Source organism: Diaphorobacter ruginosibacter, assembly GCF_040396215.1.
Taxonomy (GTDB): Bacteria; Pseudomonadota; Gammaproteobacteria; order Burkholderiales; family Burkholderiaceae_C; genus Diaphorobacter_A; species Diaphorobacter_A ruginosibacter_A.
Genome location: NZ_JBEBOW010000004.1, coordinates 1 through 20,492, shown reverse-complemented (window position 1 = coordinate 20,492; position 20,492 = coordinate 1). Strand labels below are relative to the sequence as shown.

At 66.0% G+C, this 20,492-nt stretch carries 18 protein-coding genes; 13 read left to right on the top strand and 5 right to left on the bottom strand.

Features of this window, described 5'->3' with window-relative positions; genetic code table 11:
* The first annotated feature begins 279 nt into the window (after positions 1-279).
* Together ABWP92_RS01315 and ABWP92_RS01310 are read left to right on the top strand one after the other, a co-directional pair.
* Complete coding sequence (locus tag ABWP92_RS01315; RefSeq protein WP_353233539.1) at positions 280-882, top strand: chalcone isomerase family protein; 603 nt, start codon at positions 280-282, stop codon at positions 880-882.
* Positions 883-1,157: 275 nt separating this feature from the next.
* On the top strand, positions 1,158-2,930 hold the full coding sequence (locus ABWP92_RS01310) for a methyl-accepting chemotaxis protein (RefSeq protein WP_353233538.1): 1,773 nt from the start codon (positions 1,158-1,160) through the stop codon (positions 2,928-2,930).
* A 109-nt stretch (positions 2,931-3,039) separates the two neighbouring features.
* Here the strand turns inward: ABWP92_RS01310 and ABWP92_RS01305 are convergent, their stop codons facing one another.
* Positions 3,040-3,747, bottom strand: coding sequence for a phosphoglycolate phosphatase (locus tag ABWP92_RS01305; RefSeq protein ID WP_353233537.1), 708 nt, complete (start codon positions 3,745-3,747; stop codon positions 3,040-3,042).
* Between the two features lie 207 nt (positions 3,748-3,954).
* On the opposite strand from ABWP92_RS01305, the gene ABWP92_RS01300 reads away from it, so the two are divergent.
* Positions 3,955-4,314, top strand: a complete 360-nt coding sequence (locus tag ABWP92_RS01300; RefSeq protein WP_353233536.1) for a hypothetical protein — start codon at positions 3,955-3,957, stop codon at positions 4,312-4,314.
* A gap of 120 nt (positions 4,315-4,434) precedes the next feature.
* Here the strand turns inward: ABWP92_RS01300 and rpe are convergent, their stop codons facing one another.
* A complete protein-coding gene (rpe, locus tag ABWP92_RS01295; RefSeq protein WP_353233535.1) occupies positions 4,435-5,115 on the bottom strand; it encodes a ribulose-phosphate 3-epimerase in 681 nt (226 codons plus the stop codon).
* Between the two features lie 98 nt (positions 5,116-5,213).
* On the opposite strand from rpe, the gene apaG reads away from it, so the two are divergent.
* From apaG to ABWP92_RS01260, 7 genes are all read left to right on the top strand, one after another.
* Positions 5,214-5,618, top strand: a complete 405-nt coding sequence (apaG, locus tag ABWP92_RS01290) for a Co2+/Mg2+ efflux facilitator ApaG/CorD (RefSeq protein ID WP_353233534.1) — start codon at positions 5,214-5,216, stop codon at positions 5,616-5,618.
* Positions 5,615-7,609 carry a transporter-like protein TlpB gene (gene tlpB / locus ABWP92_RS01285; RefSeq protein WP_353233533.1) on the top strand — a complete coding sequence of 665 codons (1,995 nt, stop codon included), beginning with the start codon at positions 5,615-5,617 and terminating at the stop codon, positions 7,607-7,609. Before apaG ends, tlpB begins: the two co-directional genes overlap by 4 nt.
* A gap of 232 nt (positions 7,610-7,841) precedes the next feature.
* Positions 7,842-9,101, top strand: a complete 1,260-nt coding sequence (locus ABWP92_RS01280; RefSeq protein ID WP_353233532.1) for a cation:proton antiporter — start codon at positions 7,842-7,844, stop codon at positions 9,099-9,101.
* The gene (locus ABWP92_RS01275; RefSeq protein ID WP_353233531.1) at positions 9,091-10,209 is read left to right on the top strand and encodes a YbdK family carboxylate-amine ligase; all 1,119 of its coding nucleotides are present in this window, start codon (positions 9,091-9,093) and stop codon (positions 10,207-10,209) included. The genes ABWP92_RS01280 and ABWP92_RS01275 overlap by 11 nt, the downstream gene beginning before the upstream one ends.
* A gap of 65 nt (positions 10,210-10,274) precedes the next feature.
* Positions 10,275-11,243 carry a thiamine-phosphate kinase gene (thiL, locus tag ABWP92_RS01270; protein WP_353233530.1) on the top strand — a complete coding sequence of 323 codons (969 nt, stop codon included), beginning with the start codon at positions 10,275-10,277 and terminating at the stop codon, positions 11,241-11,243.
* Positions 11,244-11,432: 189 nt separating this feature from the next.
* Positions 11,433-11,981, top strand: coding sequence for a phosphatidylglycerophosphatase A family protein (locus ABWP92_RS01265; RefSeq protein WP_353233529.1), 549 nt, complete (start codon positions 11,433-11,435; stop codon positions 11,979-11,981).
* On the top strand, positions 11,981-12,526 hold the full coding sequence (locus ABWP92_RS01260; protein WP_502907430.1) for a CinA family protein: 546 nt from the start codon (positions 11,981-11,983) through the stop codon (positions 12,524-12,526). Before ABWP92_RS01265 ends, ABWP92_RS01260 begins: the two co-directional genes overlap by 1 nt.
* Positions 12,527-12,601: 75 nt before the next feature.
* Here the strand turns inward: ABWP92_RS01260 and ABWP92_RS01255 are convergent, their stop codons facing one another.
* On the bottom strand, positions 12,602-13,462 hold the full coding sequence (locus ABWP92_RS01255; RefSeq protein ID WP_353233528.1) for a UPF0149 family protein: 861 nt from the start codon (positions 13,460-13,462) through the stop codon (positions 12,602-12,604).
* 317 nt (positions 13,463-13,779) lie between these two features.
* Between ABWP92_RS01255 and ABWP92_RS01250 the strand changes: the two genes are divergently transcribed.
* From ABWP92_RS01250 to ABWP92_RS01240, 3 genes are all read left to right on the top strand, one after another.
* Positions 13,780-15,510: an FMN-binding glutamate synthase family protein gene (locus ABWP92_RS01250; protein ID WP_353233527.1), complete on the top strand. Its 1,731-nt coding sequence runs from the start codon at positions 13,780-13,782 to the stop codon at positions 15,508-15,510.
* An 89-nt stretch (positions 15,511-15,599) separates the two neighbouring features.
* Complete coding sequence (locus ABWP92_RS01245) at positions 15,600-16,424, top strand: BUD32 family EKC/KEOPS complex subunit (RefSeq protein ID WP_353233526.1); 825 nt, start codon at positions 15,600-15,602, stop codon at positions 16,422-16,424.
* Positions 16,425-16,647: 223 nt separating this feature from the next.
* Positions 16,648-17,418, top strand: coding sequence for a crotonase/enoyl-CoA hydratase family protein (locus tag ABWP92_RS01240; RefSeq protein ID WP_353233525.1), 771 nt, complete (start codon positions 16,648-16,650; stop codon positions 17,416-17,418).
* Positions 17,419-17,425: 7 nt separating this feature from the next.
* On the opposite strand, the gene ABWP92_RS01235 is transcribed toward ABWP92_RS01240, so the two are convergent.
* Positions 17,426-18,529 (bottom strand): CaiB/BaiF CoA transferase family protein, encoded by a 1,104-nt coding sequence (locus ABWP92_RS01235; RefSeq protein WP_353233524.1) that lies wholly within the window; start codon positions 18,527-18,529, stop codon positions 17,426-17,428.
* A gap of 482 nt (positions 18,530-19,011) precedes the next feature.
* A complete protein-coding gene (locus ABWP92_RS01230; RefSeq protein ID WP_353233523.1) occupies positions 19,012-20,313 on the bottom strand; it encodes a UDP-N-acetylglucosamine 1-carboxyvinyltransferase in 1,302 nt (433 codons plus the stop codon).
* Between the last annotated feature and the right edge of the window lie 179 nt (positions 20,314-20,492).

Here is a 20,492-nt window from a genome sequence, read left to right as displayed (position 1 = left end):
AGGGTGCTGTCACGATATCAATGACGCAGGCTTACGCCAGGGCCAGGCTCCCCGGTCCGTCGAACCTGCAATCGATATGCGGTGAATGAACATAGGCCGTCAGTGTAACAAGTCTGGATGGCATTCGCGTGCTCATGGCGTCGCTGCCCCGGCCGGAACACGGAGCCGAGACAGCCCGCCAACACACGACCACGCGAAAACCCTGTTGAGTGGCGACGCAATTTGTTTCAAACTGCTCACACAAAAGCACGACCGTACTATTTGCAGCAGGGGACAAAAATGACTTCTTCCTACCGCCGGGCCATGTTGCTGAGTTCTCTTCTGTGGGCCGCCGCGGCCCGTGCCGCAGCAGCTGCGCCGGATCCGGTGGAAGTGGGCGGCGTCTCATTTCCATCCACCCAGCAGATACGCAAGAACACTCTCGCGCTCAACGGAGCCGGTATCCGCTACAAGGCGGTATTCAAGGTCTACGCCGCCGGGCTTTACCTCGAAAAACCTGCCCACACGCCGGCCGAAGTGTTCGCGCAATCGGGAGCGAAACGCCTGGTGGTGCACATGCTGCGCGACATCGACTCCAGCGAGCTCGGCAAGCTCTTCTCGCGCGGCATGGAAGACAACATGGACAAGGCCTCGTTCTCCAGGCTGATCCCCGGCGTGCTGCGCATGAGCCAGATCTTCTCCGACCACAAGAAGCTGCTCGCGGGCGATCAGTTCATGGTGGATTGGCTGCCCGGGGCTGGCACTCTCGTCACGGTGCGGGGCCAGGCGCAGGGTGAACCCTTCAAGGAGCCCGAATTCTTCAACGCCCTGCTGGGAATCTGGCTGGGCCCGCAGCCCGCCGACTGGAAGCTCAAGGAGGCGCTCCTCGGGAAAACGGATTGACGCGCGAACCCATGCAATCGCCCACATAAATTAACAATATCAATCATCAACCATTTTCTTTAGCGACAATATAGTGAAATAGATAGCAAGGGAATGCACCATGTCGGGCGACGGGGCGGATTGCGCCCGTCTCCGGCGTGGCTCGGCGGGCTGCTTTGCCAGGGATGAATCCAGCCGGCCGCTTGGCGCATTTCTCAATTTGCGTATATCGTTAGAAACTATTACCTAATCGAAAGCGTTTTGCTCTCGAGGCCTGCCCGGAAGGACTGTGTGTGATGAGACTCGCCAATGCCAAGGTCGGTGTGCGACTGGCCTTTGCTTTCAGCCTGATTCTCTTGATTACCCTGGTGATCGCCGGCATCGGCGTGTGGAGGCTGCAGGAACTTGCCGATACGACCCACCAGCTCACCACCACGGACAACGAGCGCCTTCGGGCCGCGGTGAAATGGCACAACGCCGTCGAGGAAAACTGGCTGCGCGCCCAGACCGCGCTGCTCGATGCCAACAGGGACAACATCAAGACCTGGCAGGAGGACATCAAGAAAACCTCCGAAAGCGCGGAATCCGCCCGCCAGGTCATCGTTGAACTGCTCACCGCGGGCGAAGGCATCAACCTGCTCAAGGAGGTCGATGCCGCGCGCGAAGCCTACCGCACGGCACGCGAGGAGCTTCTGGAGCGCCGCAAGGCCCAGGAGGACATCGCCGACGCTCTCGTGCACAACCTCAAGCCCAAGGCGCAGACATACATCGCGGCACTCGCCCGCATGGAGGAGCGTCAGTCCGTGCTTTACGAACAGACCCGCCACGAAGCCGCCGAGAAGGCGGCCCAGGGTCGCATGATCCTGATCGTGGGCGCCGTGCTGGCGCTGCTGCTGGGCATTTTCCTGTCCTATGTGCTGACCCGCTCCATCACGGTTCCGCTGCAACTGGCCGCGCAGCGCGCCGGCCAGATCGCCGAAGGCGACCTGACCCAGCCGATCGTCGTGCACGGCCGCGATGAAGCAGCGCGCCTGCTCGATACGCTGCAGCACATGCAGGACAATCTTGCGCAGCTCGTTTCGGGCGTGCGCGCCAACGCGGAAAGCGTGGCGATCGCCAGCGCGGAAATCTCGCAAGGCAACAACAATCTCTCCGCGCGCACCGAGCAGCAGGCCAGCGCCCTGGAGGAGACCGCCGCATCGATGGAAGAACTGGGCTCCACCGTGCGCCAGAACGCGGACAACGCGCGCCAGGCCAATCACCTGGCGATGAATGCCAGCTCGGTGGCCATGCAAGGTGGGCAGGTGGTGGCCGAAGTGGTGGACACGATGAAGGGCATCAACGATTCCAGCCGCAAGATCGCCGACATCATCGGCGTGATCGACGGGATCGCCTTCCAGACCAACATTCTCGCGCTCAACGCGGCCGTCGAGGCCGCGCGCGCGGGCGAGCAGGGGCGCGGCTTTGCCGTGGTCGCGGGCGAGGTGCGCAGCCTTGCGCAGCGCAGCGCGGAGGCGGCCAAGGAAATCAAGGCGTTGATCACCGCCAGCGTCGAGCGTGTCGAGCAAGGCACGCACCTCGTCGACAAGGCCGGCGAAACCATGACCGAAGTCGTCACGGCCATCCGCCGGGTCACGGACATCATGGGCGAGATCAGCGCAGCCAGCAGCGAGCAAAGCGCGGGCGTCAGCCAGGTCGGCGAAGCCATCACGCAAATGGACCACGCCACGCAGCAAAACGCCGCGCTGGTCGAGGAAAGCGCAGCGGCGGCCGACAGCCTCAAGACACAGGCTGCCCAGCTCGTGCAGGCTGTCGCCGTATTCCGCCTGGCGCAGGAGCACGAGCAGACTCCGCCAGCGCCGCCGGTACGCAAATCCATGTCGCCGGGCACGGGCAGCCACCCCCTCCAGCCAGTGCGCCCGACCGCAGCGCCGCTCGCACAGCACAACGGCGCCAATGGCGTCATGTCGGCATCATCTGCGATGGGTTCCGCGAAGCGCAGTTGGGAGCACAACCGCAGGCGCGGCAACGGCGTGGCCGAAAACCATGACCACTGGGAGAGCTTCTGAAGCCGTTGCGACCCCGCGCACAACGGCGGCCCAGCAGCGCATGAACCCGCTCCAGGGCCGTCGTTTCATTGATTGACGGACCCGCGCGCTGTCAGCGCCGGTAATCCGCTCAGCTCGCCACCAGTTCCGTCAATGAATCCACAAACCCGTCGGCCTTCACGCCGCGTATCGGCTCGCCGTGGTTATAGCCGTAGGTCACCAGGACCACCTTGCAGCCGGCGGCGTGGGCCGCGCGCGCATCGTTGCTGGAGTCCCCCACCATCAGCGTATTGCCGGGGCGGGTGCCAAGCGCCTCGCAGGTCTTGAGCAGAGGCATCGGATCGGGCTTCTTGCGCTCGAAGGCATCACCGCCAAAAACGCAGCTGAAATACCCGCGCATGCCCTTCGCATCCAGCAGCTCCACGGCAAAGGCCGTGGGCTTGTTGGTGAGGCAGGCCAGCTTCAGGCCCTTGGAGCGCAGCAGCTCAAGTCCTTCGATCACGCCCGGGAACACACGCGAGAACTGGCCGTTGATGCGTTCATAGTGCTGGTGATAGCTCCGCAGCGCCTGCGGCATGAGCGCATCCGCGCGCTGTTGCGCATCGGCATGACCATTTGCGCTGATCACATGCGTGAGCACCGATAGCAGCAGATGTTCCGTGCCCTTGCCCACCATGTTCTCTATGCGCGATGCGTCAATGGACGGCAGCTCCAGATCCCGAAGCATCGCGGCCACAGCCTCCGAGAAATCACCGATGGTGTCCACCATGGTGCCATCGAGATCGATCATCGCGCCCACGCTCTGGTGTACCAATTGCGGCACGGAAATCAGGGCCATACTCACCTTTCTGCTCACTCGTTGTGCTGATTCAAAAGAAGCGTGAATTGGAGTTTGGAACTCCATCGAAAAAAGCTGTAATTGTCCGTCCTGTCCGACATGCGGAGCGAAAGTGCACGGACAACAATTCGCCTGCACGGCCTATAAGCTCTGCTCCTGAATTCGGACGTGATCATTCAATGGAAAACATTTCGAAGGAGGTTCCATATGCGTTTCACATCGAAAGTCGCCAAAACCCTGCGCGTAGTTCCCGCCATTATGCTGCTGTGCGTTGCTGGCACGACCTTCGCACAAGGCGCTGCCGACAAATGCCCGGCTGACGGCCCCGTCAACCGCCAGGCATGCCTGCGTGAAATGGGTGCCGCAAAGCAGGCTGCCCGCAAGGGAGGCCTGACCAATCCCGACGAAGCGACACTGCAGCGCAACGCCTTGGCGCGCTGCAATGTGTTCAAGGAACCCGCTGACCGCCATGCCTGCGAAGTGCGCGTGCGCAACGGCAGCGTGGCCGGCTCCGTGCCCGGCGGCGGCATCCTGCTGCGCGCGGAAACACCGGTGAAGGTCAACTGAAGCACAGAGCGTATCTGCGGGAGCCGCCACGGCGGCTCAAGCATGGCCAGGATGTGAAAGAGGCGCCCCGAAGGCGTCTCTTTTTTCGCCTGCTGCTATCTGCTTGCGGATTGCGTGGATTCAGGCCAGTTGCCCGCGCATCTGGCTGATCACGGCGGAATAGTCGCTCTTGCCGAAAATCGCGCTGCCGGCCACGAAGGTATCCGCCCCCGCATCGGCCACGCGGCGGATGTTGTCCACCTTCACGCCGCCATCGACTTCCAGGCGGATGTCCTTGCCGCTGGCATCGATACGCCTGCGCGCCTCCTCGATCTTGCGCAGCGCCGAATCGATGAAACTCTGCCCGCCAAAGCCCGGGTTCACGCTCATGATGAGAATGAGGTCAATCTCCTCGATCATCCAGTCCAGCACTTCCAGCGAAGCGGCCGGATTGAACACCAGGCCGGCCTTCACGCCCTTGGACTTGATGGCCTGCACGCTGCGGTGCACATGGGCCGATGCATCGGGGTGGAAGCTGATGTAGTCGGCTCCCGCCTCCGCGAACGCGGCCGCCAGCGCATCCACCGGCTCGATCATCAGGTGCACGTCCACCGGCACGGCCGCTCCGGCGGCGGTCCTGGCGTGCGGCTTGAGCGCCTGGCAGATCATGGGGCCGAAAGTCAGGTTGGGGACGTAGTGGTTGTCCATCACGTCGAAGTGGATCCAGTCTGCGCCGGCGGCGATCACGTCGCGCACCTCCTCGCCCAGGCGGGCGAAGTCGGCGGAGAGAATGGAGGGGGCGATGCGGAATTGGGGGCTCATGCGGCGATTGTCGCAGCAGCCGGCGCCGTTTGCCCAGCGCCCCCCGGAATTTCAACTGCCCCACCAGGGCGAACATGCAATCCCGTTACCATAACGCCATGCCCACATACCGATTCGCAGTCGAGGTGCTCCCCGAATACCTGCCCGACCAGTCCGACCCTGACAACGAGGTATTCAGCTTCGCCTACACCATCACCGTGACCAACACGGGGGATGTGCCCGCGCAGTTGATTTCACGGCACTGGATCATCAGCGACGCGCGCGGCCACACGGAGGAAGTCAAGGGCCTTGGCGTAGTCGGCCAGCAGCCACTGCTGCGCCCGGGCGAGGCTTTCCAGTACACCAGCGGATGCCGCCTGCGCACCGCTTCGGGCACCATGCACGGCAGCTATTTCTGCGTGGCCGACGACGGCGGGCAGTTCACCAGCCCCATTCCGATGTTCGTGCTCGAAGCCATGGACGATGGCGGCCCAGGGGCGATGAATCACAGAGTGCTGCATTGAAGACAAGCGCGGAACACCACAAACCACTCACCCAGATCCTCGCCTCGGTCGATCCGAAAGCCTCGCTCGCGCAGCGCAACCTGCAATTGATCGCTCTGCTCGACTGGGTGCGCGGCGACAGCCCATCGACCGAGGCCGCGGCGCAGCGCGTGCAGGAGCTGGTGATGCTGGCCGAGCAGTCCCCCGTGCTGCGCGAGCGCCTGCAGCTCTGGTGGCAGGCCATCACGCAGTCGGTGGACATCACCATGCTGCTGGCCGACTTCGGCTTTGCGCAGCGCACCTCCATGATCAGCGAGCTGGCCGAGCGCCTGCGCTACAAGCTGCTGCCCAGCAATCCCGACACCATCGACTCCTCCGGGCTGTTCATGGCGGCGCTGCACAGCGAGTTCGATGCGCGCTGGCTCGGCGCGCTCGATGAAGACCTGATCCACCGCCTGAGCCGCATCTTCGCGCCCGACCATGAACAGGCCGACGGCGCCACGCGCTGGCAGCAGGCGCTGGTCGACGCCATCACCTACTGCGCGGGCAACATCCTGGCGACCGGGTTCGCCCCGGAGCTGCGGCTGCGCATGACCGACGAGATGCGCGAAGCGCAGCCGTTTCACGACCTGCTCCGCGATGCGGAGAGCCTGCGCATCGAGGTGCTGCACCCGCTGCGTACCAGCAACCGGCTCGACGCCACCGTCTCGCGCCTGCGCGAGCGGCTCGACGCCTGCCGCAACGCCGCGAACTCGGTCTATACGCACTTCGAGGACAACGGCGTTTCCGTGGGCCTGGTGTTCCGCCTGCGGCAGCTGCGCGCGCGGATCCTGCGGGTGCGCGAACTGCTGGAATGCCTGCTCTCGCCCAAGCCCGAAGTCGCCGCGACCCGGCTGATGTGCCGGCTCGTGGCCGTGAGCCGCGAGCGCCACAGCCTGAAGGCGCTGTTCATGGCCAACTCCTCGCTGCTGGCCGCCAAGATGGCGCAGCGCAACGCCGAGACCGGCTCGCACTACATCACGCGCACCACGCCGGAATACTTCTCGATGGTGAAGAAGGCCGCGGGCGGCGGCCTGGTGATGGCCTTCACCACCCTCGTGAAGTTCTGGCTCTACACCATGGCGTTCTCCGCCTTCTGGGGCGGATTCTGGGCGGGCATGAATTACGCGGCGAGCTTCGTGCTGGTGCAGCTTCTGCACTTCACCGTGGCGACCAAGCAGCCCGCGATGACGGCCCCCGCGATGGCCGCCAAGCTCAAGAATATCGAAGACGAGGGCAGCGAGCAGGCCTTCGTCGACGAAGTCACGCACCTCGTGCGCTCGCAGGTCGCCGCCATTCTGGGCAACGTGCTGGTCGTGTTCCCGGCGGTGCTCGCCATCACGCTTGTGCTGGCCCGGCTGCTTGGCCATCCGGCCATCAGCGAGAAGGAGGCGCTGCACGTGATCGACACGCTCAAGCCCTGGGGCGGATCGCTGCTGTTCGCCGCGTTCACCGGCGTGCTGCTGTTCTCCTCGAGCATTTTTGCCGGATGGGTGGAGAACTGGTTCGTGCTGCACCGCCTGGATGCCGCGATTCACTACAACCCTCGTATCACGAGAACCATAGGAGCGCATCGCGCGGCGCGCATCGCACGTTTCCTGCGCAACGACCTCTCGGGGCTGGCCGCGAATATTTCGCTGGGCTTCATGCTGGGCCTGGTGCCGGTGATCGCCGCATTCTTCGGGCTCGGCCTGGACGTGCGCCACGTCACGCTTTCCACGGGACAGATGGCGGCCGCGGCGGCCGCGCTGGGCCCGGGGGTCGTGCACATGCCCGCGTTCTGGTGGTCGATGGCGACGCTGCCCTTCATCGGCGCGCTCAACGTGCTGGTGAGCTTCTATTTCGCATTCCACCTCGCGCTGAGGGCGCAGAACGTCACCGGCGTGGAGCGCTCGCGCATCTACCGTGCGCTGCGCCATCGCTTTTTCCATTCGCCGCAGAGCTTTTTCGCGCCATCGCGCACCAACGTCTGATATGGTGTACGGGAACAGCGGCAGGATTCCTGCGCAGCCCATGCGCGAATATCCAGCCGCAAGCCGAGGCGGTTTCGGCCCGCACCCACGCATGCGCAAGCCGCCCTTCGGGCCATGACAACAGCACTGCGGCTCGCCAGGCAGGGCCTGTCCGGATGGCCTGCATCCGGATGATCGAAGGCGCGGGCCATACGCGCACCCCCTTGGGGCGAACCACAATAGGACAGCGAGCATGAATGAGCTGATGAATTTTTGGGGGCAATGGCTGCGCCCCTCTGCGGGACTCCCCACGGTGCAATGGGCGCTGCTTCTGGCCATCGCATCCATCTGCGGATATCTCGTCTATCGACACACGGGCCTGCCGAAAGTGGTGGGCTACTCCCTTGTCGGGATGGTGACCGGCCTGCTCGGCTTCAGCGGAGCAATGTGGCCGCTGCAGGACATCGGCCTGTTCCTCATCGAGCTGGGTATTTCCATCGTCCTGTTCGACGCCGGCGGGCGCATCCCATGGCGCTGGTTCCGGCACAACCCGATGGTGCTGGTGCAAAGCATCGCCGAATCCGCCCTTACCTACTTCGCGGTGTACTGGGCCATGCTGTGGCTGAACGTGCCCAGGGAGGCGGCGGGGCCGATCGCGCTGGTCGCCATGGCCGCATCGCCCGCCGTCGTCACGCGCGTGGTCGCCGACACGCGCGCCGCCGGGCCTGTCACCGACCGCGCCATCGTGCTCACCACCCTCTCCACGCTCTACGCGCTGACGTTCGGCGGCGTGCATGCGCAAATGCTCAGCCGCCCCGACAGCGGCTTCCTTGAAGGCGTGCCGCCCGTGCTGGTGATGTTCGGCGTGTCCATCCTGGTCGGCGCGCTGCTCTCCGGCCTGATCCGGCTGGCGCTGCGCTACATGAGTCCCGCGAGCGAGAACACGTCCATTCTCGTACTCGCGCTCATCGCCGCCAGCACCGCCGTGGCGGCGCATCTGGGTGGATCTGCGCCGCTAGCCGCCCTGCTGGGCGGCATGCTCATCAAGCAGTTGCATCCCAAGCCCTGGGCGCTGCCAAGGCAACTGGGAACGGCGTCCTCGGTGATCACCATGCTGATGTTCGTCCTGGTATCGACGGTGGCCGCACAGGCCGACTGGAGCGCCCAGGTCGCCGGCGCCGTGCTGTTGCTCATCGCCGTGCGCCTGGTCGCCAAGGCCGTGGGCGTGGGCATCGGCAACGTGGGCAGCGGGGCGAGCTGGCGCCAGGCCGTATGGGTGGGCGCGGCCATGATGCCGATGTCATCCATCGCGCTGCTGATCGCATCGCAGTTCATGGTGGCTTCGCCGTCAACGGGTGAAGTCATCTCGCGCATTGCGCTGCCCACCATCATGCTGATGGAAGTGTTCGGCGCCGTGATCGCCACCGTGGCGCTGTACCGCGCCGGCGAAACACACAAACCCTGGGCCGAACTGCCCGCCAGTCCGACACGGGAGGAACATCGTGAGTCTTGAAGCCTTTCATCATTCCGAGCCGCTCACGCTGGGCGTGGAGCTGGAGCTGCAGCTCGTCAGCACGCACGACTACGACCTCGCGCCCTACGCGGAGGACATGCTGCGCCTGATGCACAAGACGCCGCTGCCCGGCAGCGTCGTGCCCGAGATGACGAGCGCCATGATCGAGATCTCCACCGACGTGTGCCGCTCCAGCAGCGAAGTGCTGGGCCAGCTCACGCCGATCCGCGATGCGCTGGTCAAGAGCGCGGACAAGCTCAACATCGCCGTCGTGGGCGGCGGCACGCATCCGTTCCAGCAATGGCACGAGCGGCGCATCTACGACAAGCCGCGCTTTCACGAGCTGTCCGCGCTGTACGGCTATCTGACCAAGCAGTTCACCATCTTCGGCCAGCACGTGCACATCGGCTGCCCGGACTCCGACGCCGCGCTGCTCATGCTGCACCGCATGTCGCGCTACATTCCGCACTGCATCGCGCTGTCCGCCTCCAGCCCCTACGTGCAGGGGCAGGACACGCAGTTCGATTCGGCCCGGCTCAACTCCGTGTTCGCCTTTCCGCTGTCGGGGCGCGCGCCCTGCGTGCTCACCTGGAACGAGTTCGAGGCCTATTTCGACAAGATGACGCGCACCGGCGTGGTCAAGAGCATGAAGGATTTCTACTGGGACATCCGCCCCAAGCCCGAATTCGGCACGATCGAGATCCGCGTCTTCGACACCCCGCTCACCATCGAGCGCGCGGCCGCGCTCGCCGGATACGTGCAATCACTGGGCGCATGGTTCCTCGAAGAACAGCCCTTCATCCCCCAGGAAGACGACTATCTGGTCTATACCTACAACCGCTTCCAGGCCTGCCGTTTCGGCCTGGACGCCGTCTACGTCGATCCGGCAAGCGGCACGCACATGCAGTTGCGCGACCACATCCTCGAGACCATGGATCGCATCGCCCCCCACGCGCAGGCCAGGGGCGCCGCCGGCGCATTGCAGATGCTGCGCGCGGACGTCGAGGCCGGGCAGAACGACGCGCGCTGGCTGCGCGAGCGCCAGCAGAGCGAGCAAATGCTGGCAGAGGTCAGCCGCCAGGCGTCCATGCGTTTTCGCGGCGCATGAACACATGACGGACTCGTTTTTCAACAAGGGCGCCGCCATGCCTGCGCGGCGGCGTGGATGGGCACATGGGTGAATTCGATCTGATCGCGCGCCATTTCGCGCGCCCCGTGAAACGCGCGGCGCTGGGCGTCGGCGACGACTGCGCGCTGCTGCGCGTGGCGCCCGGCATGCAGCTCGCCGTCTCAAGCGACATGCTGGTCGCGGGCTGCCATTTCTTCGAGGACGTGAACCCTGCGCACCTCGGGCACAAGTCGCTCGCCGTGAACCTGAGCGATCTCGCCGCCAGCGGCGCCACGCCGCTGGCCTTCACGCTGGCGCTGTCCCTGCCAGGCATCGACGAGCCGTGGCTCAAGGCATTCGCCGACGGCCTGCTGCGGCTCGCCGACGAGCATGAATGCGAGCTGGTGGGCGGAGACACCACACATGGCCCGCTGAACATCTGCATCACCATCTTCGGCGAAGTGCCGCCCGGACAGGCGCTGCTGCGCAGCGGCGCTCGGGCGGGAGACGACATCTGGGTGAGCGGCACGCTCGGCGATGCGCGGCTGGCGCTCGACGCCAGGCTGGGCAGGATCGAACTGCCGCCGGACGCATTCGAGAGCGCGCTGCAACGCCTCGAACGCCCCACGCCGCGCCTGGCGCTGGGCCGCGCGCTGCGAGGCATCGCCACCAGCGCGCTGGATCTGAGCGACGGCCTGCTGGGCGACCTCTCGCACATCATCGAACAGTCCCAGGTGGGTGCGCAAGTCGACGCCGACGCCGCGCTGCAGACCATGGCGGCGCGCAACCATCCCGCGCTCCGTCTCCACGACGACCAGTGGTACCAATGCGTGCTTGCCGGCGGCGACGACTATGAGCTCGTGTTCACCGCCCCAGCAAGCCGCCGTGATCAGGTCATGGCCGCCGCGCGGATGGCCGACACCCCGGTCACGCGCATAGGCGGCATCACGAAGGAGCCCGGACTGCGCGTGGTCGATCGCCATGGCAAGCCGCTTGCGCGGCAGCGCTGGGCGTCCTTCGACCATTTCGCCTGATGTCTTTCCCATCCGATGTCCTGTCCTTTCGCGCCGCCCCGCGCCATTGCGCGGCGCAAGGCGTGGCTGTTAGCATGAGCGACCGGATCGGCTGGTTCCTGTGGCGCAAAATGCCGTCGAGAACCGGCACGGCATACAGTTGATGCACTCCACGAGCCAGCGCGCAGCTTCATCCGCCAAGACGACGACATGCAAGATTTATCCCACTCTCCCGCACCCCAGCCCGAGCCGCGCCCTCACCCGCCGCGGTATTCGCTCGCACGCTTCATGCTGTCCCATCCGCTGCATCTCGTGGCGCTGGGATTCGGCAGCGGCCTCTCCCGCGCGGCGCCCGGCACGGTCGGCACGGCCTGGGCGTGGCTGGCCTATCTGGTGATGCAGTTGTGGCTCACGCAGGCGCAGATCGGCATCGTGATCGCAGTCTCGCTGGTGCTGGGCTGGCTGGCCTGCGCCGTCACCGCGCGCAACATGGGCGTGGCCGACCCGGGCAGCATCGTCTGGGATGAGGTGGTCGCCATGTGGATCGTTCTCTGGCTGGCCATGCCCATGGGCTTCTGGGGACAACTGATCGCATTCGGGCTGTTCCGCTTCTTCGATGCGGCCAAGCCCGGGCCGGTGAAGTGGGCCGACCGCTCGTTCAAGGGATTCGGCTGGCGCGGAGGTTTCGGCATCATGTTCGACGATCTCGTCGCGGCCTTCTGCACGCTCCTGGTCATCGCCTTCTGGAGGTGGCTGTGATGCTGGAGCAAGACAATCCGCAAGGGGCATCCGGCTCCTCTGCCAAGGAGCTGTTCGGGCTGCCCAGCGAACCGCTGGAGCCGCATCTGCGCCAGCTGGCCGCCGCGCTCAAGGCGCGCCGATGGATGCTTGCCACGGCCGAAAGCTGCACGGGCGGCATGATCGCCGCGGCCTGCACCGACCTGGCCGGCTCCAGCGAATGGTTCGAGCGCGGCTTCGTCAGCTACAGCAACGCCGCCAAGACCGATCTGCTCGGTGTTCCCGGCGCGTTGCTGCTGCTGCACGGCGCGGTCAGCGAACCTGTGGCGCGCGCCATGGCGACCGGAGCCGTGCTGCGCTCGCAGGCGCAGGTGAGCGTTGCCGTGACAGGCGTCGCCGGCCCCGGCGGCGGCAGCGACGCCAAGCCCGTCGGCACGGTCTGGTTCGGCTGGCAGGTGGACGGCGCGCTGCACAGTGAAGCGCGGCAATTCCGCGGCGACCGCGCCGCGGTGCGCGCCCAGACGCTGTGGCACGCCATTGTGCGGCTCAACGAGCTGATGGCCTGAGAACGTGTTTACGATCTCTACGCAGCCGAGGAGATCGTGAACACGTTCTGAGAGCGGGCACGCGCGCCATCGGGGTCATGCCCCGTGGCATTTTTTGTATTTCCTGCCGCTGCCGCAGGGGCATGGATCGTTGCGTCCAGGCTGCGCCTGCTTGCGCACGGACTCCACGCGCGGGCCGAAGCTCTTCCAGATCTGGCGCAGGTCGTAGCACGCCCAGATCGCCTCGCCGACCTGCTCCACGCGCTCCTGGCTGGTGCTGGCCGGGCCCTGGTCGTCGTACATGTTCACCGCCGGCTTGCCGGTGTCGTCTTCCGTGACCGCGACGATTTTCTCCAGCGAGTCGTCGATCCACTTCGACGCATCCCTGTCGCGCGGGGCGGCCCATTCCTCGGGCCAGTTCTCGACGGCGAACATGAAGCCCAGCGCCCATACCTGCGCGAACGAAGGAATGTCCTGGCCCTCCATTTCGGCGCGCTCCGCCTCGGGCAGCATCGAGATGGCGCCACGCATATCCATGCATTCGGGCTGGAAGGCGTCGTCCGCGTCGAGCGAGTCGGTCTCGGTGTCGAGCTGCGCGGCGATCTCGTCCAGCCGCAGCTGGCACAGCTCCAGGAAACGGGCCTGCTGCGCCGCATCCTTGAAGATGTCGCCTTGCAGCGGCAGCGGTTCGTTGTCAGGCGCATCGTCGATTTCCATGCCGTCGCCCAGCAGCATCGGCAGCCATTCGGCGACGGAGATCGGGCGGCGCGTACACACCAGCGCGGTCAGATAGCCGTCGCAGAACTCCCACTGCGGCGTTTCTTCATTGCGGCCGCGCACGTCGTCCAGGATGGCGTCGAGTTCGTCGAGCGCCTCGTTGCTCAGCGCAGGATTGAATTCGGACGCGGCATCCGCGTCGGATGGGATCGCGTTGGGGGTGGAGTCTTGTGCAGCCATTGGAAAACCTGGTGATGCGGCGCGGGGACAGTCCGAAAAAGCCGTGCGCGGCCGCCATGGAAAAGGGCCTGATTTTACGCCGCGCATGCAAAAAAGGCCGCCCGCAGGGAACACCGCGCGATCCCTGGGCCAAGGCAGGGGGCGCGAAGGGCTCGGTTCAACCGGTCTCTGTTGAATGGGCCTGTCGCATGAAGGCCGGCAAATATCGCTGGCAATGGCCCGCCGACTGCAATACCCTTGCACCACGCGGGCGGCGTGCTCTCCGGCAGATTCGCCGGGCCGCTCTTCCCTACAGACCTATCTTTTCGCGCCCACCGATGAGCCAAACTCTCGCACCACGCCGCATTCCCGCATGGGTTCCCATCCGCTACACCGCCTTCTGTCTCGCCCTGCTGGGCACGGGATCGTTCTTTGCCGCGGCGCGCCTGTGGGGCGGCAGCTGGTGGTGGGCCGGCTACGGCACGTGCCTGGCGCTTTCCGTGGTGGGCATATGGGACATGCTGCAGACGCGCCACTCCATCCTGCGCAACTATCCGATCATCGGGCACCTGCGTTTTCTGCTGGAATACATCCGCCCGGAAATCCGCCAGTATTTCATCGAGGCAGACCAGGAGGCGCTGCCGTTCTCGCGCGCCCAGCGTTCGCTCGTGTACCAACGGGCCAAGGGCGAGCCCGACAGCCGCCCGCTCGGCACGCTGCTCAATGTGGCGGCGCAGGGCTATGAGTGGGTGAACCATTCGATGCAGCCGACCCGGCTCGATTCGCATGACTTCCGCATCTGGATCGGCGGCCAGCCCGGCGAGCCGCTGGAAGGCGTTTGCCCATGCACGCAGCCGTATCACGCCAGCGTCTTCAACATCTCCGCGATGAGTTTCGGCGCGCTGTCCGCGAATGCGATCCTGGCGCTCAACAAGGGCGCGCGGGCCGGCGGCTTCGCGCACGATACCGGCGAAGGCTCGATCAGCCAGCATCACCGCGTCCACGGCGGCGACCTGATCTGGGAGGTGGCCTCGGGCTACTTCGGCTGCCGCAACGACGACGGCACCTTCAATGAGGAAAAGTACATCGCCAACGCCACCGATCCGCAGGTCAAGATGATCGAGCTGAAGCTCAGCCAGGGCGCCAAGCCGGGCCACGGCGGCATGCTGCTGGGACCCAAGGTCACGCCGGAGATCGCCGCGGCGCGCGGCGTTCCCGCCGGGGTGGACTGCATCAGTCCGGCAACGCACAGCGCATTCAGGACACCCGTCGAGATGATGCGCTTCATCGCGCGCCTGCGCGAGAAGTCCGGCGGCAAGCCGACCGGCTTCAAGTTCTGCGTGGGCCACCCGTGGGAGTGGTTCGCCATCGTCAAGGCCATGCTGGAGACCGGCATCACGCCCGACTTCATCGTGGTCGACGGCGCGGAAGGAGGCACCGGCGCCGCGCCCGTCGAGTTCGTCGATCACGTCGGCGTGCCGCTGCAGGAAGGGCTGCTCCTGGTGCACAACACACTGGTCGGCGTGGGCCTGCGCCACCGCATCAAGATCGGCGCGGCGGGCAAGGTGATCACCGCGTTCGACATCGCGCGCATGATGGCTCTGGGCGCCGACTGGTGCAACGCCGGGCGCGGCTTCATGATGGCGCTGGGCTGCATCCAGGCCCAGACCTGCCACACCGGCCATTGCCCCACGGGCGTCGCCACGCAGGATCCGGGGCGCCAGAAAGCGCTGGTCGTGCCGGACAAGGCCACGCGCGTGGCCAGCTTCCACAAGAGCACGCTGCACGCGCTGCAGGAGATGGTGCAGGCCGCCGGCCTCGAACATCCGTGCGACATCACCGCGCACCACATCGTGCGCCGCATCTCGGACACCGAGGTGCGCCAGCTCGCCCACCTGGTGCTGCGCGTGGAGCCGGGCGCGCTGCTGGGCGACCTGGACAAGCAGCACAACGTCTTCAAGACCTACTGGCCGGGCGCCAGCGCGCACACCTTCCAGTTTTCCCCACCGCCGCTGGGGCCGAGCGCGCCGCAGTCCCGGGAAAACGCGCAGGCGCAGGCGGCGGCCTGACATCCTGATACCCTTGGGGATTTCACGCAACGCCCGCGCCACCGGAAACCCGGCGCGGCGGCTGCCTCACTCTTCAGTTTTCCTCGACCGTGCCACCCACCGAAGCCCCCGACTGCGCCCAGCCCATGGACCCTGACGCCTTCCTCAAGGAACACCTGCGCACCCAGTCCAAGAACATCCAGCGCTACGAGCACGACGGCGAATGGTTCTGGATCAAGCGCACCGGGCCGCTGGTTCCCGCGTGGCGCTACCGCGTCCTGCACGTGCTGCGGGTGCTGCTCGGCGAGCCGGTGCTCGGCCCGGTGGTCAACCACGGCGGGCGCGAGGCCATAGCGACCGAGGTGCGGCGACTGCGTGACCTGGCCTCGCGCGGCATCCGCGTGCCGCGCTTGCTGGCCGCCGAAGAGGACGGCTTCATGATGAGCCATCTCGGCCATGCCGGCCAGGAAGTCCCGTCGCTGGGCAACAAGATCCGCGCGCTCGTGCCGCAGGGGCCGGACGCCGTCATGCCGCTGTGGATGCAGGGCCTTGCCATGATCGACGAAGTGCACCGCTCGGGCACGGTGCTCAGCCAGGCGTTCGCGCGCAACCTGGTGATCTGCCCCGACGGCGAGCTGGCTTGCGTGGATTTCGAGGATGACCCGCTCGCCGTGCTGCCGCTGGCCGTGTGCCAGGTGCGCGACGCGTTGTGCTATGCGCACTCCACCGCCATCTATCTGAGCCACGCCGGAGCGCTGGCGCAGGCGCGCGTGCAATGGCGGCAATGGCTTTCACAGCCCGCGCGCGGCACCGAGTTCCACGAGGTGCTGGGCAACACGCTCGGGCGCATGCGCTGGCTGCGTTTTCTGCCCGCCAGCCGCAAGCTGGGACGCGACACGGAACGGCTGCGTGCGATGTGGGACCTGATGGGCTGACCCTCGCCCAGCCGCATCCTGGCGGCTCGCCACACATGAGCAAACGGACCGGCCGGGCGAGCAATCCTCCGGCCCGCCGCGCGTTGCGCGCCGCACAATGGAACCTGCCGCCAAAGTCTGCATGGAGCCGCGCCACGAGCGGCGGGCATGGCGGAGAATTCCATCGCACCGCACTCGCACCAGCGCCGCGCCCCCGAAACCTTCCATCACAGGAGATCCACCCATGTCCGACCAACAGCCCCTGCTCGTCGAAACCCGCGGCAACATCCAGATCATGACCCTGAACCGGCCCGAGGCGCGCAACGCCGTCTCGCTGGAAATGGCGCAGGCCATGGCCGCCGCGCTGGACGCGTTCGATGCCGATCCCGCGCTGAGCGTGGGCATCATCACCGGCGCCGGCGGCAGCTTCTGCGCGGGCATGGACCTCAAGGGATTTCTTCAGGGCAAGCGCCCCACCATTCCCGGGCGCGGCTTCTGCGGCATCACCATCAAGCCGCCCAGGAAACCCATCATCGCCGCGGTCGAGGGCTATGCGCTGGCCGGCGGCTTCGAGGTGGTGCTGGCTTGCGACCTGATTGTCGCCTCGCGCGAGGCCCGGTTCGGACTGCCCGAGGTGAAGCGCGGGCTGGCCGCTGCCGGCGGCGGCCTGCTGCGCCTGCCGCGCCGCCTGCCCTATCACCTGGCGATGGAGTGCATTCTCACCGGCGACATGCTGAGCGCCGAGCGGGCGCAGCAAAACGGCCTCATCAACCGCATGACGGAGCCCGGCGGCGCGCTGGACGCGGCCATCGAGCTGGCCAACGCCGTCGCCGCCAACGGGCCGCTTTCGCTGGTGGCCAGCAAACAGGTGGTGGGCGAATCGGCGGACTGGAGCCGCGAGGAGATGTTCGACCGCCAGGCCGCCATCACCGACCCGGTGTTCGCATCCCAGGATGCGCGCGAAGGCGCGGCGGCGTTCGCCGAAAAGCGCAAGCCGGTCTGGAAGGCCATGTGACGGCGCATCACCGCCACAATGCCGCGCCGCGCTCCAGTGCGGCCAGGATCTCGCCCGTATGCGCCCCGGCGGCGCATGCGGCCGGCGTCTCGTAGGCGCTGCCGTCAAAGCGTGGAGCGGGCGCCGCCTGCAGCACGCCGCCCTGCTCGCCATAGACGCCGCGCGCCTGCATGTGCGGATGCCGCGACGCCTCCAGCGGACTCAGCACGGCGCCGAAGCACACGTCGCTCGGCTCGAAGACCGATTGCCAATGCGCGCGCGGCTGCTGCAGGAAGATGGACTGCAGACGCGCCCGCCGCCTGGGCCACGCGGCGCGGTCATGCTGCGGCGTGGCGAAGTCGGCGTCGCCTTCGAGACCGAGCATCTGCAGCAGCAGCGCGTAGAACTGCGGCTCGATCGCGCCGATCGTGATGTAGTGGCCATCGGCGCAGACATAGGTTTCATAGAACGGCGAGCTGTCGTACATGCTCTGGCCGCGCACGTCGGCCACCGCGCCGCGCTCGCGCGCGCTGAGCGACAGATTGAGCATGTGCGCGGCGCCATCGACGATCGCCGCGTCCACCACGCAGCCCTTGCCCGACTCGCGGGCCTGCACGATGCCCGCGAGGAGCCCGGTCATCAGGTACAGGGCGCCGCCGCCAATGTCGCCCAGGGTCGCGAAGGACGACACCGGCCGCGCATCCGCCGGGCTGCAGCCCCACAGCGCGCCCGCCACCGATGCGTAGTTGTTGTCATGCCCCGCGCGCGGCGCGAGCGGCCCCGTCTGCCCCCAGCCGGTCATGCGCCCGTATACCAGCCGGGGATTGATCCGCATGCATTCCTCGGGCCCCAGGCCCAGCCGCTCCATGACGCCGGGGCGCATGCCCTCGATCAGCACATCCGCTTGCTCCACCAGCGCCAGCACGAGCTTCTTGCCGGACTCGCTCTTGAGATCGGCAAACACCGAGCGCTTGCCGCGATTGAGCAGCACGCCCGTGGGGCCGGTGTTCTCTACCTGCCGCACCACGGAGATCACATCCGCGCCCAGATCCGCCAGATGCATCGCGCAAAACGGCCCCGGGCCGAGGCCGCCGATCTCCAGCACGCGAACGCTGTCCAAAACCTTGCTCATTGCCTGTATCTCCTTTGACTCTCAACTTGGGTGGCTTCATCCACCGCCAGCGGCAGTGGAAACAAGCCCCAATTTAACAGCAGCGGACAACGAAAACGGCAGGCAAAAGAAAAGCTCCAGCGCATCGCAGCGGTGGAGCCTGACTTGATGGATCCGCGCCCGGGCGCGGCATTCCGCAAAATTACTGGTTTGCGATTTCCAGGTGAGCCTGACGGGCTTCCTGGATGAATTCGATGAGCGATTCGATAACGTGACGCATGGTTTTTCTCCCATGAGATGCCTTGGGGCCAACGCGCGGTGTGCATCTCGTACATCGCGGCTGCTAGGACGGCAGTCAAGTGCTTACCCTATGGCTATAAGTATAAACCGATATAGGGTTTACACCAATATTCCCGCATCCAAACCCCATCGAAATATCAGGGTTAATACCTATCAATCATTTGGCCCCCCACGCGGCCCTCGCTCCCAGGGCCGCACCGCGTTCACTCCTCCTCGGTCCACTCCACCTGCGCCCCCAGGCTGCGCAGGTTCTCGACGAAGCGGGGATGGGCGCGCCGGATCGGCGTGGCGTTGCGGATTTCGGAGCGGCCGTGGATGCTGGCCGCCACCATGAACAAGGCGATCGCCACGCGGATGATGTAAGGGCTCTCCACGGTCGCTGGCGCCAGCTTGCCGCCGCCAAAGGTGATGATGCGGTGCGGATCGGAGGAGAACACGTGCGCGCCGAACTTGGAGAGCTCGCCGGTCCAGCCGAGCGCCCCGTCATAGACCTTGTTCCAGAACATCGCATTGCCTTCTGCGGAGACGCCCAGCGCGATGAAGATCGGCAGCAGGTCCACCGGGAAATACGGCCACGGCGCGGCCTCGACCTTGGTGAGCGTGTTGGGCGTGAACGGCGTCTGCACCTTGAGCGGACCGTCGCGCCAGGCGCGCGACCAGCCGTCCTTGTGTTCGACGTGAACGCCGAACTTGGCAAAGGTGCGGTCGATCAGCGGGAAATTGTCGGGAGCGGAGTTCTTCACCACCACGTCGCCGCCGGTAATGGCGCCCAGCGCGAGAAAGGTGGTGATCTCGTGGAAATCTTCGTCGAAGCGGAATTCCCCGCCACCGAGCCTGGCGCCCCCGGTCACGGTGATGCGCGAAGTGCCGATGCCCTTGATCTGGGCGCCCAGCATCTGCATGAACTGGCAAAACTCCTGCACATGCGGCTCGGAGGCGGCATTGTTGAGCGTCGAGGTGCCTTGCGCCGCCACCGCGCAGAGCACGAAGTTCTCGGTCGTGGTGACCGAGGCATAGTCCAGCCAGTGCCGCACGGCCTGGAGCGGGCCGTCGCGGTGGATCAGCAGCGATCCGAGCGAGCGCTCGACCTGCCCGCCGAAGTTGCGGAACACCTCCACGTGCGGGTCGATCTCGCGCACGCCCAGGGTGCAGCCCTTGACGTTGTCCTCGAGGCGCGCCACGCCGAAACGCGCGAGCAGCGGCGGCACCAGCATGATGGACGAGCGCATTTCCTCGGGCAGATGGTGCTTCGCCGGGTCGAAATGCGTGTCGCGGTGGTGCAGGCTCAGCGTGCCGCTCTCACGGTTCCACTGCACCGCGCTGCCCAGCTCGCGGAAGATCTCCAGGATCTTGCGCACGTCGGTGATGTCGGGCACGCCAATGAGCTTGAGCGGTTCGGAGGTGAGCAGCGTGGCGCACAGGATGGGGAGCACGGCATTCTTGTTGGCGGACGGCGTGATGCGCCCGCGCAGAGGCATGCCTCCATGCACGATCAGATTGGACATGGCAGTGTGAACAATTCGCAGGGAATGAAGGGGAAAGGGTAACAGAACGCGCTTTCAGGCAGCCTGGGCCGCCAAGGCGCGTGTGGGATGCCGGAACTGTACGCCGAGTGGAGAGCGCCTGCCGCGAAAGCGGCGGGCAGACTTCATACAAGTTGTGTCAACAACGGTGGACGCCTCAG